The organism is Streptomyces sp. NBC_01689, from assembly GCF_036250675.1.
In the GTDB taxonomy this organism is placed as follows: domain Bacteria; phylum Actinomycetota; class Actinomycetes; order Streptomycetales; family Streptomycetaceae; genus Streptomyces.
The window spans coordinates 3,041,288-3,054,031 of the sequence record NZ_CP109592.1 but is presented as its reverse complement, the minus strand read 5'-3'; the positions used below and the strand labels follow the sequence as shown (position 1 = coordinate 3,054,031).

Genomic DNA, 12,744 nt, shown 5'->3' with positions numbered 1-12,744 from the left:
CGTCCGCGCCGGCCCTCCGGACCCGCGCGCACTCGTTCTCCCGATACCTGCGTGCTCCTTCGGCTCACCCGCTCGCGCGTGGACAACGTTGTCAATTCTGCTGCGCAAGGACCAGTAGGGAGTCAAGTCGGCGACGGTGTCAAGGGTGTTGGATGTGGCGCCTGGGGACAATGTCGCACAGGAAGGTGCGCATTACTCCCATGGCGGGAGATTGACACCGTGTCGATCTTCTGCCGGGGAGGGGTCGGTCGCCCCATATTTCCGGGAGGTCTCAACTCGGAAAAGACCCACGGGCAAACCTGCATTCGATCTTGCTCCGTTGGCGGGAAGTGGACTATACCTGTCGGCATCCGCCCAGTCGTTCGACGGCCGCGGACAGGCATGTACCAGGGGGAATCGGGCGTCGGCGGCCGTTTACAAGGGCAGAGATCGTCGCGTTGACCCACTGAATCCCTCATGCACGACCCCAGCTTGACCTAACTGCGGTGCCGGGGAGGATCCGGTTCACCGCCTGAGTCCTGGAGAAGGCGAGGACTTGAGCATGGGATCCACTTCCGCCGAGAACAGCAGCCCCGAGGGTGTCGGCCGGCGCGATCTGATCAAGCGGTCGGCCGCACTCGGTCTGATCTCCGTACCCACGATGAGCTTCCTGTCCGCGTGTGCGAGTGGCGGGAGCGACGACAACGGCTCCGGCAACAAGGACAAGGGCAAGGGCAAGACCAGCAAGACCAACCCCTTCGGTGTGGAAAAGGGCGGAAAGCTCGACGTCGTCGTCTTCAAGGGCGGTTACGGCGACGACTACGCCAAGGCCTGGGAAGCGGCCTTCGACAAGAAGTGGGGCACCACCAGCGCCCACACCGGCACCCAGGAGATCACCGGCAAGCTGCAGCCGCGCTTCAACGGCGGCAACCCGCCGGACATCGTCGACGACTCGGGCGCCCAGCAGATCAAGCTGGATGTGCTCTTCAAGAACGGCAACCTGCTCGACCTGGCCGCCGTCCTCGACGCGCCGTCGATCGACGACCCGTCGAAGAAGGTCCGCGACACCCTGATCCCGGGCACGCTCGACCCGGGCCTGCAGGGCGGCAAGGTCGTGGCCCTCAACTACATCTACACGGTGTGGGGCCTGTGGTACTCGGGCAAGCTCTTCAAGGAGAAGGGCTGGGACGTCCCGAAGACGTGGGACGACTTCCTCGCCATCTGCAAGGACGCCAAGTCGCAGGGCATCGGCGGTCTCGCCCACCAGGGCAAGTACCCGTACTACATCAACGTCGCCATCATGGACCTGATCGCCAAGCAGGGCGGTCTGGACGCCATGAAGGCGATCGACAACCTCGACCCCAAGGCGTTCGTCGGCAGCGACGCGGCGGCGGCGGCCATCGACGCGATCTACGAGGTCGTCGAGAAGGGCTACCTGATGCCGGGCACCAACGCCCTGACGCACACGGAGTCCCAGACCCGCTGGAACCAGTACAAGGCCGCGTTCATCACCTGTGGTTCCTGGCTGGAGAACGAGCAGCTGAAGCAGACCCCCACCGACTTCGACATGAAGTTCATGCCGATGCCCAGCCTGTCGGGGGACAAGCTGCCCTTCGAGGCGATCCGGGCCGGCTCGGGCGAGCCCTTCATCATCCCCGCGAAGGCCGGAAACCTCGCCGGAGCCCAGGAGTTCATGCGCTCCATGCTCTCCAAGGAGTGGTCGACGCTCTTCGCGCAGAAGGCCAACTCGCTCACCATCGTCAAGGACGGCGTCAACGCCGGCGTGACGCTGCGCCCGGGAACGCAGTCGACCGTCGAGGCCTCGAAGGCGGCGGGTGACAACACCTTCAACTATCTCTACCCCAACTGGTACAGCGAGATGGACGTCTCCATCCAGAACGCGTCCAACGAGCTGATGGCCAAGCGAATTCAGCCGAAGGAATGGCTGAAGCGCGCCCAGGCGGCCGTCGACAAGGCCGCCAAGGACCCGGCGTCCAAGAAGAACCACCGCGACTGATCACGCTCACCCGGAACACCAGGGGCAGGATGCCATGCGAAAAGGGCAGTACCGGTTCGTCGCGGGGTTCCTCCTCGCACCTTTGGCGCTGTATCTGATCTTCGTGATCTGGCCTTACATACAGACCATCGGTTACTCCTTCACCGACTGGAAGGGCCAGTCGCAGACGTTCAGTTTCGTCGGCCTGGACAATTACAAGGCGTTGTTCCAGGACGACGTGTTCATGGGCGCCATCTGGCACAACATCCTGTTCCTGGTGTTCATCCCGGTGATCACCATTCTGCTCGCCCTCTTCTTCGCGTTCATGGTGAACGCGGGAGGCCGCGGCCGTGCCGGCGGTGTGCAGGGCGTGGCGGGATCCGGGTTCTACAAGATCGTCTATTTCTTTCCGCAGGTGCTGTCGCTGGCCATCGTCGCGGTGCTCTTCGGAGCGCTCTACCGCAGTGACAGCGGCGGCCTGCTCAACGGAATCCTGATCAAGCTCGGTCTGGAGAACGGCAACAATCCGATCGAGTGGATGAACGAGCCCGACCTGGTGATCTGGTGCCTGATGGCGGTCGTCGTCTGGCACGGCGTCGGTTTCTATCTGGTGCTGTTCTCCGCGGCCATGCAGTCCATCCCGCGGGACATCTACGAGGCCGCGCTGCTCGACGGCGCGAGCCGCACGCACACGTTCTTCCGGGTCACCCTGCCGCTGCTGTGGGACACCGTGCAGACCGCCTGGGTCTATCTGGGAATCATCGCCATGGACATGTTCGTCCTGGTCTCGACGATGACCCAGGGCACCGGGTACGGCGGCGGACCCGACCACCACAGCGAGGTCATGGCGAACGTCATGATGCGCAACTTCCTCTACTACGGGAAGAGCGGCTACGCCTGTGCCATGGGCGTCATCATGCTCCTCCTCACCCTGATCCTGTCCGTCGTCACGCTGCGCGCCACCCGCCGCGAGCGCATCGAGTTCTGAGCGGGAGACAGACGACTATGAGCGCACCCATCACCGAGCCGACGAAGGTCGGCGGCGCCGGCGTACCGCCGCAGCGGACGGTCGGGAAGACTCCGGCGCGCCCGGGCGACCGGCGCAGCGAGGGCATGACCCTGAACGTCTTCTCGCACGGGTTCCTCGTCCTGTGGGCCGTGCTGATCATCCTGCCGCTGCTGTGGCTGGTCCTGAGCTCCTTCAAGACCGACGCGCAGATCGGCGGTTCGGCCCTCAGCTGGCCCTCGCACTGGGACTTCGACGTCTTCCGTCGGGCCTGGAACAAGGGCATCGGCGACTACTTCGCGAACACCCTGATCGTGCTGGTGTTCTCGGTCCCGCTGACCATGCTCCTGGGCTCCATGGCGGCGTACGTCCTGGCCCGCTACGAGTTCCCGGGCAACCGGATCGTGTACTACTTCTTCGTCGGCGGGGCCATGTTCCCCGTCTTCCTGGCCCTGGTGCCGCTGTTCTTCATGGTCAAGCGCCTCGACATGTTGAACACGTACCAGGGGCTGATCCTGGTGTACGTCGCCTACTCGATGCCGTTCACCGTCTTCTTCATGCACTCGTTCTTCCGCACCCTGCCCACGGCGGTCTTCGAGGCGGCGGTGCTGGACGGGGCGTCGCACTCCCGGGCGTTCTTCCAGGTCATGCTGCCGATGGCCAAGCCCGGTCTGCTGAGCGTCGGCATCTTCAACGTGCTGGGCCAGTGGAACCAGTACATCCTGCCGTCCGTGCTGATGCAGCCGCAGACCAGTGCCGATCCGGAGCGATATGTCCTGACCCAGGGGCTCATCCAGCTCCAGCAGCAGCAGGGGTACGCGACCGACCTGCCCGTGCTCTTCGCGGGCGTGACCATCGCGATGGTTCCCATGCTGATCGTGTACCTGTCCTTCCAGCGGCAGGTGCAGGCAGGTCTCACCTCGGCGACGCTCAAGTAACGATCCGTGCCTCGCGCGACACCCGCCACCCCCGGACCGGGGGTGGCGGGTGTGTGTCGGGGCGGTAACGGAAACGGAACGGGGGTTGTCGTCCCGGATTTCCCTCAAGGACTTGACTGCGGTAACCCGTTCAGCGGAGCTTGGAGTTCACAACTTGTAAGTGAGCCGGGTTCCGCTGCTGTGACCCGGATCACACGGGCGGCATCGGGGCCGTCCGGCTGAGGGCAGGAGTGGATGAGTCGATGGAGACTCCGGGGTCGCAGTCGTCGCTGCACCGAGCCAATCTGGAGCGCGTCGTGCGAGCGGTGCGCCTTGCCGGATCGCTCACGCAGGCGGAGATCGCGAGGACGACGGGCCTGTCCGCCGCGACCGTTTCCAATATCGTCCGGGAGCTGAAGGACAGCGGAACGGTCGAGGTCACACCCACTTCGGCGGGTGGCCGCAGGGCCCGCAGCGTGTCCTTGAGCGGTGACGCCGGCATCGTCATCGGCGTGGACTTCGGTCATACGCATCTGCGCGTCGCGGTCGGCAACCTCGCCCACCAGGTGCTGGCCGAGGAGTCCGAACCGCTGGACGTCGACGCGTCGGCCGCCCAGGGGTTCGACCGGGCGGAAGAGCTGGTCAGCCGCCTGATCGCGGTGACCGGAGTGGACCGTACCAAGATCGCCGGCGTGGGGCTCGGGGTACCCGGCCCGATCGACGTCGAGTCGGGGACCCTGGGGTCCACCTCGATCCTGCCGGGCTGGACCGGCGCACGGCCCGCCGAGGAGCTGCGGGGGCGGCTCGGCGTGCCCGTGCACGTGGACAACGACGCCAATCTGGGCGCGCTCGGGGAGCTGGTCTGGGGCAGCGGCCGCGGGGTCAGGGACCTCGCGTACATCAAGGTCGCGAGCGGTGTCGGGGCCGGTCTGGTGATCAGCGGGAAGATCTACCGGGGGCCGGGGGGCACGGCGGGTGAGATAGGGCACATCACGCTGGACGAGTCCGGTCCCGTCTGCCGATGCGGCAACCGCGGCTGCCTGGAGACCTTCGCGGCGGCCCGTTACGTGCTGCCGCTCCTGCAGTCCAGTCACGGCACCGATCTGACCATGGAAGGCGTGGTCAGGCTGGCGCGGGACGGCGACCCCGGCTGCCGTCGGGTGATCGCCGACGTCGGACGTCACATCGGGAGCGGTGTGGCGAATCTCTGCAATCTGCTCAACCCGAGCAGAGTGGTGCTCGGCGGCGATCTCGCCGAGGCCGGGGAACTCGTCCTGGGGCCCATCAGGGAGTCCGTGGGACGCTATGCGATCCCCAGTGCCGCCCGTCAACTGTCGGTGCTTCCAGGGGCACTTGGCGGCCGCGCGGAGGTCCTCGGGGCGCTCGCGCTCGCGCTCAGCGAGATGGGCGATTCAACCCTTTTGGATGGATCGCTGTCCGCCGTTACCCCTGCCTTCACTTAGAGAACGCATGGCACCGTTGCCATCTCGTTAAGTATTTACTTCTTGACGTCGCACGTGTGGCCGAGTTGACTTCCAGCCACCTCGGCCGCAACGACGCGGCCTCGTCAGGGAGGTTTCTGAAGTGAACACGCGTATGCGTCGTGCCGCCGTTGCCGTTGCCGCTGGTGCGATGGCCGTCTCGCTGGCCGCCTGTGGCAGTGCCAAGGAGTCCAGCGACAAGAGCGACAGCTCAAGCTCCGCCAAGAAGGGCGACGCGATCAAGGTCGGTCTGCTGCTTCCCGAGAACCAGACCGCGCGTTACGAGAAGTTCGACAAGCCCCTGATCGAGAAGAAGATCAAGGAGCTCACGAACAACAAGGGCGAGGTCGTCTACGCCAACGCCAAGCAGGACGCCAGCACGCAGAACCAGCAGGTCGACACGATGGTCACCAACAAGGTGGACGTCCTGATCGTCGACGCTGTGGACGCCGCTGCCATCAAGAGCTCGGTCCAGAAGGCCAAGGACGCCGGCATCCCGGTCGTGGCCTACGACCGCCTCGCGCAGGGCCCGATCGACGCCTACACCTCGTTCGACAACACGACGGTCGGCAAGACCCAGGGCCAGGCGCTTCTCGACGCCCTCGGCGCCAAGGCCAAGTCCGGCAAGATCGTGATGATGAACGGCTCGTCCACCGACCCGAACGCCGCCCAGTTCAAGGCCGGAGCCCACTCCGTCCTCGACGGCAAGGTGAACGTCGGCAAGGAGTACGACACCAAGGACTGGAAGCCGGAGAACGCCAACGCCAACATGGAGGGCGCCATCACCGCCCTTGGCAAGAAGAACATCGTCGGCGTCTACTCCGCCAACGACGGCATGGCCGGCGGTATCATCACCGCCCTCAAGGCCGCCGGCATCTCCGTCCCGGTCACCGGCCAGGACGCCGAGCTCGCGGGTGTGCAGCGCATCCTCGCGGGTGAGCAGTTCATGAGCGTCTACAAGCCGTACGCCCCCGAGGCCGACGCCGCCGCCGAGATGGCCGTCGCGCTCGCCCAGGGCAAGTCGCTCTCCACGGTCGCCAAGGACAAGGTCGACAGCCCCACCACGAAGGCCGTCCCCTCGGTGCTCGTCCCGGTCACCTCGCTGACCAAGGACAACATCAAGGACACCGTCATCAAGGACGGCGTCTACACGGTCGACGAGATCTGCACGGGCGCCTACAAGGCCAAGTGCGACGCTCTCGGCATCAAGTAAGCCGCCGCAGGTCTCCAACCGCGCAAGGGAATTCGGACCTGAATTCCCTTGCCGGACCTGCGTGACCGAAAGCCCCTCCGGCGCCCCGCATCCATCAGCCCCGCAAAGCTAGGGCGGGGCGCCGGACGGAACACTCCACAAACTTCTGCACAACCTCCCGCCGGGTCAGGCGGCGAAGGAGATGGTTCACGTGTCCGCTACGCCTGTTCTGGCGTTGCGCGGGGTCTCCAAGCGATTCGGTGCCGTCCAGGCGCTCACCGATGTCGAGCTTGAGGTCCACGCCGGCGAAGTGGTCGCCCTGGTGGGCGACAACGGTGCTGGAAAGTCCACGCTGGTGAAGACGATCGCCGGTGTGCACCCCATCGATGAAGGCGCCATCGAGTGGGACGGCAAGGCCGTCCAGATCAACAAGCCGCAGGACGCCCAGGGTCTCGGTATCGCGACCGTTTACCAGGACCTCGCGCTCTGCGACAACATCGACGTCGTCGGCAACCTCTACCTGGGCCGCGAGCTGAAGAAGCGCGGCATCCTGGACGAGGTCGAGATGGAGCGCCGCTCGCGCGAGCTGCTGGACACGCTGTCCATCCGCATTCCCAGCGTCCGTATCCCGATCGCCTCGCTCTCCGGCGGTCAGCGCCAGACGGTGGCGATCGCCCGTTCGATGCTCGGTGAGCCCAAGCTCGTCATCCTCGACGAGCCCACCGCGGCTCTCGGCGTCGAGCAGACCGCCCAGGTCCTCGACCTGGTCGAGCGGCTGCGCGAGCGCGGCCACGCGGTCATCCTCATCAGCCACAACATGGCGGACGTCAAGGCCGTGGCCGACAAGGTCGCCGTCCTGCGCCTCGGGCGCAACAACGGCATCTTCGAGGTCAAGTCGACCTCGCAGGAAGAGATCATCTCCGCCATCACGGGCGCCACGGAGAACGCCGTGACCCGTCGTGCGGCGCGCAGCAATGGGGAGGCTCAGAAGTGAGCATCGACAAGACCTCTGAGACCCCCGAGGACCACGCCGTGGAGAACCCGGAGGCGGCCGCCGCGGCGGTCACCGTGGTGGACCCCCGGCTCCTCGTCCGCGAGCAGGGCCTCGCGGGTTACGTGTCCGAGTTCAAGCGCAAGATGAAGGCCGGTGACCTCGGCTCGATGCCGGTCGTCGTCGGTCTGATCATCATCTGGATCATCTTCCAGAGCCTGAACTCCAACTTCCTCACCGCGGGCAACCTGTCCGACATCTCCGTCGCCATGGTCGGCACGGGCATGATCGCGGTCGGTATCGTCTTCGTCCTGCTGCTCGGTGAGATCGACCTGTCGGTCGGCTCGGTCTCCGGTGTCGCGGGCGCCGCCTTCGCGGTGCTGAACGTGACGCACGGCATGAACGAATGGCTGGCCTTCGTGCTCGCCATCCTCACCGGCACGGTGGCCGGCGCGATCCACGGCTTCGTGTTCGCGCGCATCGGTGTGCCGGCCTTCGCCGTCACCCTGGCGGGTCTGCTGTTCTGGAACGGCTTCATGCTCCAGATCCTCGGCAGCAGCGGCACCATCAACCTGGACAGCGAAGGCCTCGTGGCCAAGCTGACCAGCTACTACTTCACCGACGTGGCCGCCGCCTACGTGCTCGCCATCGCCGTGACCGTGGTGTTCTTCCTGTCCTCGTTCTACGGCAACAAGCGCCGCGAGGCCGCGGGCGTCCCGTCCCGGCCGCTGAGCGAGACGATCCTGCGCACCGTGCTGCTGGCGATCGTCGCCTTCGCCGTGGCGATCATCTACAACCAGTACAAGGGTCTCCCGCTGGCCGTGGTGATCTTCATCGCGGTGCTCCTGATCACGGACTTCGTGCTGCGCCGCACCGCGTACGGCCGGAAGATCTTCGCGCTCGGTGGCAGCGTCGAGGCCTCCCGCCGTGCCGGTATCAACGTCGAGATGGTCCGGATCTCGGTCTTCGCGATCTCCGGCACCTTCGCCGCCGTCGGCGGTCTGTTCATCGCCTCCAAGATCGCCTCCGCCAACCAGGGCGCGGGCGGCGGTGACCTGCTGATGAACGCCATCGCGGCGGCCGTCATCGGTGGCACCAGCCTCTTCGGCGGCCGTGGCCGCACCTGGAACGCGCTGCTCGGTGTGCTGGTCATCGTCTCGATCCAGTACGGCCTGGCCCTGCAGGGCATCGCCTCGCCGGTCCAGTACATGATCACCGGTGGTGTGCTGCTCGCCACCGTCGTCATCGACGCGGTGACCCGCAAGACCCAGAAGTCGGCCGGTCGCGCGTAACGGCTGACGGGGCGGGCCCGTCACCGCGGCCCTCCTCGGCCTGTGCCCGGCACCAGCGATGGTGCCGGGCACAGCCGTGTCCTCACCCGCGTACCGTGTCCCCCGCCCGGATACGCCGAACGGGTGACATGGACCCCCGGGGCCGGGCGCCGGGCGAAAAGGCGGAACATTAGACTCGACAGGCCCGGCAAAGCTCGAACAGCTCTACCTGCAAGGAGGCACGGGTGCCGCTGCTGACCCGCATCACGGGACCGCGCGATCTGGACCGGCTCAGCCTGGAGCAGCTGGATCAGCTGGCCGGCGAGATCAGGACCTTCCTCGTCGACGCGGTCTCCAAGACCGGCGGCCACCTCGGCCCCAACCTCGGTGTCGTGGAGCTCACCATCGCGCTGCACCGCGTCTTCGAGTCGCCCAAGGACAGGGTGCTGTGGGACACGGGTCACCAGTCCTACGTCCACAAGCTGCTCACCGGCCGGCAGGACTTCTCGAAGCTGAAGATGAAGGGCGGCCTGTCCGGCTACCCCTCGCAGGGAGAGTCCGAGCACGACGTGATCGAGAACTCGCACGCCTCGACGGTCCTCGGCTGGGCCGACGGCCTGGCGAAGGCCAACGAGGTACTCGGCAGGAACGACCACGTGGTCGCCGTCATCGGCGACGGCGCGCTCACCGGCGGCATGGCCTGGGAGGCCCTGAACAACATCGCGGACGCCAAGGACCGCCCGCTGGTGATCGTCGTCAACGACAACGAGCGGTCGTACGCCCCCACGATCGGCGGCCTCGCCAACCACCTGGCCACCCTGCGCACCACGGACGGCTACGAGCGCTTCCTCGCCCGCGGCAAGGACCTCCTGGAGCGCACCCCGGTCGTCGGCAAGCCGCTCTACGAGACCCTGCACGGTGCCAAGAAGGGCCTCAAGGACTTCATCGCCCCGCAGGGCATGTTCGAGGACCTCGGCCTGAAGTACGTCGGGCCGATCGACGGCCACGACATCGAGGCCCTGGAGTCGGCGCTCGCCCGCGCCAAGCGCTTCGGCGGCCCGGTCATCGTGCACTGCCTCACCGAGAAGGGCCGCGGTTACCAGCCCGCCCTCCAGGACGAGGCCGACCGTTTCCACGCCGTCGGCAAGATCCACCCCGACACGGGGCTGCCCATCGCCTCCTCCGGCGCCGACTGGACCTCCGTCTTCGGCGAGGAGATGGTCAGGCTCGGCCAGGAGCGCAAGGACATCGTCGCCATCACGGCCGCCATGCTCCAGCCGGTCGGCCTCGACAAGTTCGCCAAGGCCTTCCCCAAGCGGGTGTACGACGTCGGCATCGCCGAGCAGCACGCCGCGGTCTCCGCGGCCGGCCTCGCCACCGGCGGCCTGCACCCCGTCTTCGCCGTCTACGCGACCTTCCTCAACCGCGCCTTCGACCAGGTCCTGATGGACGTGGCGCTGCACAAGTGCGGGGTCACCTTCGTCCTGGACCGCGCGGGCGTCACCGGCACCGACGGCGCCTCGCACAACGGCATGTGGGACATGTCGATCCTCCAGGTCGTCCCCGGCCTGCGGCTCGCCGCGCCGCGCGACGCCGACCAGGTCCGGGCCCAGCTGCGCGAGGCCGTCGAGGTCGACGACGCGCCGACGGTGGTCCGCTTCTCCAAGGGCGCGGTCGGCCCGGCCGTCCCCGCCGTCGGCCGGATCGGCGGCATGGACGTCCTGCGCGAGTCCGGCACCGACATCCCGGACGTCCTGCTCGTCTCGGTCGGCGCGCTCGCGCCGATGTGCCTGGAGATCGCCGGCCTCCTCGACAAGCAGGGCATCACCACGACCGTGGTCGACCCGCGCTGGGTCAAGCCCGTCGACGAGGCCATGGCCCCGCTCGCCGAGCAGCACCGGGTGGTCGTCACCGTCGAGGACAACTCGCGCGTCGGGGGCGTCGGTTCGGCCGTCGCGCAGGCCCTGCGCGACGCGGGCGTCGACGTCCCGCTGCGCGACTTCGGCATCCCGCCGCGCTTCCTCGACCACGCCTCGCGCGCCGAGGTCATGACGGAGATCGGCCTGACCGCCCCGGACATCGCCCGCCAGGTCACCGGCCTCGTCTCCAAGCTCGACGGGCGCTTCGAGCGCACGGCCGCGCACGCCGTGGACTCGGTCGAGCCCGCGCGCGACTGACGGCCGGACCGCAGGCCCATCGGGCCGGTTCCAGCACCCTGTACGGGTGGTGGAACCGGCCCGTTCGCGTGAACCCGTCCGCGCCGGGGCATGCGCGGTACACGCCCCCTCGATCATGTCGAGGACGTCAAGCGTGGAGGTAGGCCCGTGAGCAGCAACCTCTTCAGGACCAAGAGGATCGAACAGTCGATCCTGGACACCGAGGAGCCGGAACACGCACTCAAGAAGTCGCTGTCCGCTCTGGACCTCACCGTCTTCGGCGTCGGTGTCATCATCGGCACCGGCATCTTCGTCCTCACCGGCAAGGTCGCCAAGGAGAACGCCGGCCCCGGGGTGTCACTCGCGTTCGTGATCGCGGGCGTCGTCTGCGGCCTGGCCGCGCTGTGCTACGCCGAGTTCGCGTCCACGGTCCCGGTGGCGGGGTCCGCGTACACCTTCTCGTACGCCTCCCTCGGCGAACTGCCCGCCTGGATCATCGGCTGGGACCTGGTGCTGGAGTTCGCGCTCGGCACGGCGGTGGTGGCGGTCGGCTGGTCGGGTTACGTGCGCTCGCTCCTGGACAACGCCGGCTGGCATCTGCCCGACTACCTCAGCGGGCGGGACGGCGCGACCGGGTTCGGGTTCGACATCCTCGCTGCCGCGCTGGTGCTGGTGCTCACCGCCATCCTGGTCATCGGCGTGAAACTGTCCGCCCGGGTCACCACCGTCGTCGTCGCCCTCAAGGTCACCGTGGTGCTGATCGTGATCGTCGCGGGCGCGTTCTTCGTCGTCGGCGACAACTACGAGCCCTTCATCCCCAAGGCGCAGGCCCAGCCCGCGGGCAGCAACCTCCAGGCCCCCCTCATCCAGCTGCTGTTCGGCTACACCCCCACCAACTTCGGGGTGATGGGCATCTTCACCGCGGCCTCCGTGGTGTTCTTCGCCTTCATCGGCTTCGACGTCGTGGCCACCGCCGCCGAGGAGACCAGGAACCCCCAGCGGGACATGCCGCGCGGCATCCTCGGCTCCCTGTTCATCTGCACCGCGCTCTACGTCGCCGTGTCGATCGTCGTCACGGGCATGCAGAAGTACACCGCGCTGTCCATCGACGCCCCGCTCGCCGACGCCTTCAAGGCGACCGGACACCCCTGGTACGCGGGCGTGATCAGCTTCGGCGCCGCCGTCGGACTGACCACGGTCTGCATGATCCTGCTGCTCGGCCAGACCCGGGTCTTCTTCGCGATGAGCCGCGACGGGCTGCTGCCGCGGTTCTTCTCCCACGTCCACCCGAGGTTCCGCACGCCGCACCGGCCGACCATCCTGCTCGGTGTGATCATCGCGATCCTCGCGGGCTTCACGAGCCTGAGCGAACTGGCCGAACTGGTCAACATCGGCACGCTCTTCGCCTTCGTCGTCGTCGCGAGCGGCGTCATCATCCTCCGCCACACCCGCCCCGACCTGCACCGCGCCTTCCGCACCCCGCTGGTCCCACTGGTCCCCGCGCTGTCGGTGCTCGCCTCGCTGTGGCTGATGGTCAACCTGCCGGCGGAGACCTGGCTGCGGTTCCTGATCTGGATGGCGGTCGGCTGCGTCGTCTACTTCCTGTACGGACGCTCGCACAGCCGTCTCGCGCCGGCCCGGAAGGACACGGAGGGCGGCGCGCGGAAGACGCCGTGACCTTGCCGACCGTGACCGGCGGTTCGGTGGCTCCCGCCCCGTATGTCCCACCCGGTGGGCGATGCGGGGCCGGATAAC

9 protein-coding genes are annotated in these 12,744 nt (G+C 67.2%); all 9 read left to right on the top strand.

What is annotated here, in order from left to right:
• The first annotated feature begins 541 nt into the window (after positions 1-541).
• The 9 genes from ngcE to OG776_RS12870 all read left to right on the top strand — a co-directional run bounded on the left by ngcE (position 542) and on the right by OG776_RS12870 (position 12,666).
• Entirely contained in the window at positions 542-1,996 is a 1,455-nt protein-coding gene (gene ngcE, locus OG776_RS12910; protein ID WP_148013251.1) for an N-acetylglucosamine/diacetylchitobiose ABC transporter substrate-binding protein, read from the top strand.
• A 34-nt stretch (positions 1,997-2,030) separates the two neighbouring features.
• Complete coding sequence (locus OG776_RS12905; RefSeq protein ID WP_148013250.1) at positions 2,031-2,963, top strand: carbohydrate ABC transporter permease; 933 nt, start codon at positions 2,031-2,033, stop codon at positions 2,961-2,963.
• Between the two features lie 17 nt (positions 2,964-2,980).
• Positions 2,981-3,919, top strand: coding sequence for a carbohydrate ABC transporter permease (locus OG776_RS12900; RefSeq protein WP_148013249.1), 939 nt, complete (start codon positions 2,981-2,983; stop codon positions 3,917-3,919).
• 242 nt (positions 3,920-4,161) lie between these two features.
• Complete coding sequence (locus OG776_RS12895) at positions 4,162-5,361, top strand: ROK family transcriptional regulator (protein WP_148013248.1); 1,200 nt, start codon at positions 4,162-4,164, stop codon at positions 5,359-5,361.
• A gap of 133 nt (positions 5,362-5,494) precedes the next feature.
• Positions 5,495-6,592 (top strand): substrate-binding domain-containing protein, encoded by a 1,098-nt coding sequence (locus tag OG776_RS12890; protein WP_187285967.1) that lies wholly within the window; start codon positions 5,495-5,497, stop codon positions 6,590-6,592.
• Between the two features lie 181 nt (positions 6,593-6,773).
• Positions 6,774-7,565 carry an ATP-binding cassette domain-containing protein gene (locus OG776_RS12885; protein ID WP_187285960.1) on the top strand — a complete coding sequence of 264 codons (792 nt, stop codon included), beginning with the start codon at positions 6,774-6,776 and terminating at the stop codon, positions 7,563-7,565.
• On the top strand, positions 7,562-8,854 hold the full coding sequence (locus OG776_RS12880; RefSeq protein WP_148013245.1) for a sugar ABC transporter permease: 1,293 nt from the start codon (positions 7,562-7,564) through the stop codon (positions 8,852-8,854). Before OG776_RS12885 ends, OG776_RS12880 begins: the two co-directional genes overlap by 4 nt.
• Before the next feature lie 224 nt (positions 8,855-9,078).
• The gene (gene dxs / locus OG776_RS12875) at positions 9,079-11,010 is read left to right on the top strand and encodes a 1-deoxy-D-xylulose-5-phosphate synthase (RefSeq protein WP_148013244.1); all 1,932 of its coding nucleotides are present in this window, start codon (positions 9,079-9,081) and stop codon (positions 11,008-11,010) included.
• Positions 11,011-11,157: 147 nt separating this feature from the next.
• Complete coding sequence (locus tag OG776_RS12870; RefSeq protein ID WP_148013243.1) at positions 11,158-12,666, top strand: amino acid permease; 1,509 nt, start codon at positions 11,158-11,160, stop codon at positions 12,664-12,666.
• The last annotated feature ends 78 nt before the right edge of the window (positions 12,667-12,744 follow it).

What these genes read in the sequence shown, in the direction of transcription:
- ngcE (WP_148013251.1), top strand. Translation starts at nt 542, where the DNA reads ATGGGATCCACTTCCGCCGAGAACAGCAGCCCCGAGGGTGTCGGCCGG.
- OG776_RS12905 (WP_148013250.1), top strand. Translation starts at nt 2,031, where the DNA reads ATGCGAAAAGGGCAGTACCGGTTCGTCGCGGGGTTCCTCCTCGCACCT.
- OG776_RS12900 (WP_148013249.1), top strand. Translation starts at nt 2,981, where the DNA reads ATGAGCGCACCCATCACCGAGCCGACGAAGGTCGGCGGCGCCGGCGTA.
- OG776_RS12895 (WP_148013248.1), top strand. Translation starts at nt 4,162, where the DNA reads ATGGAGACTCCGGGGTCGCAGTCGTCGCTGCACCGAGCCAATCTGGAG.
- OG776_RS12890 (WP_187285967.1), top strand. Translation starts at nt 5,495, where the DNA reads ATGCGTCGTGCCGCCGTTGCCGTTGCCGCTGGTGCGATGGCCGTCTCG.
- OG776_RS12885 (WP_187285960.1), top strand. Translation starts at nt 6,774, where the DNA reads ATGGTTCACGTGTCCGCTACGCCTGTTCTGGCGTTGCGCGGGGTCTCC.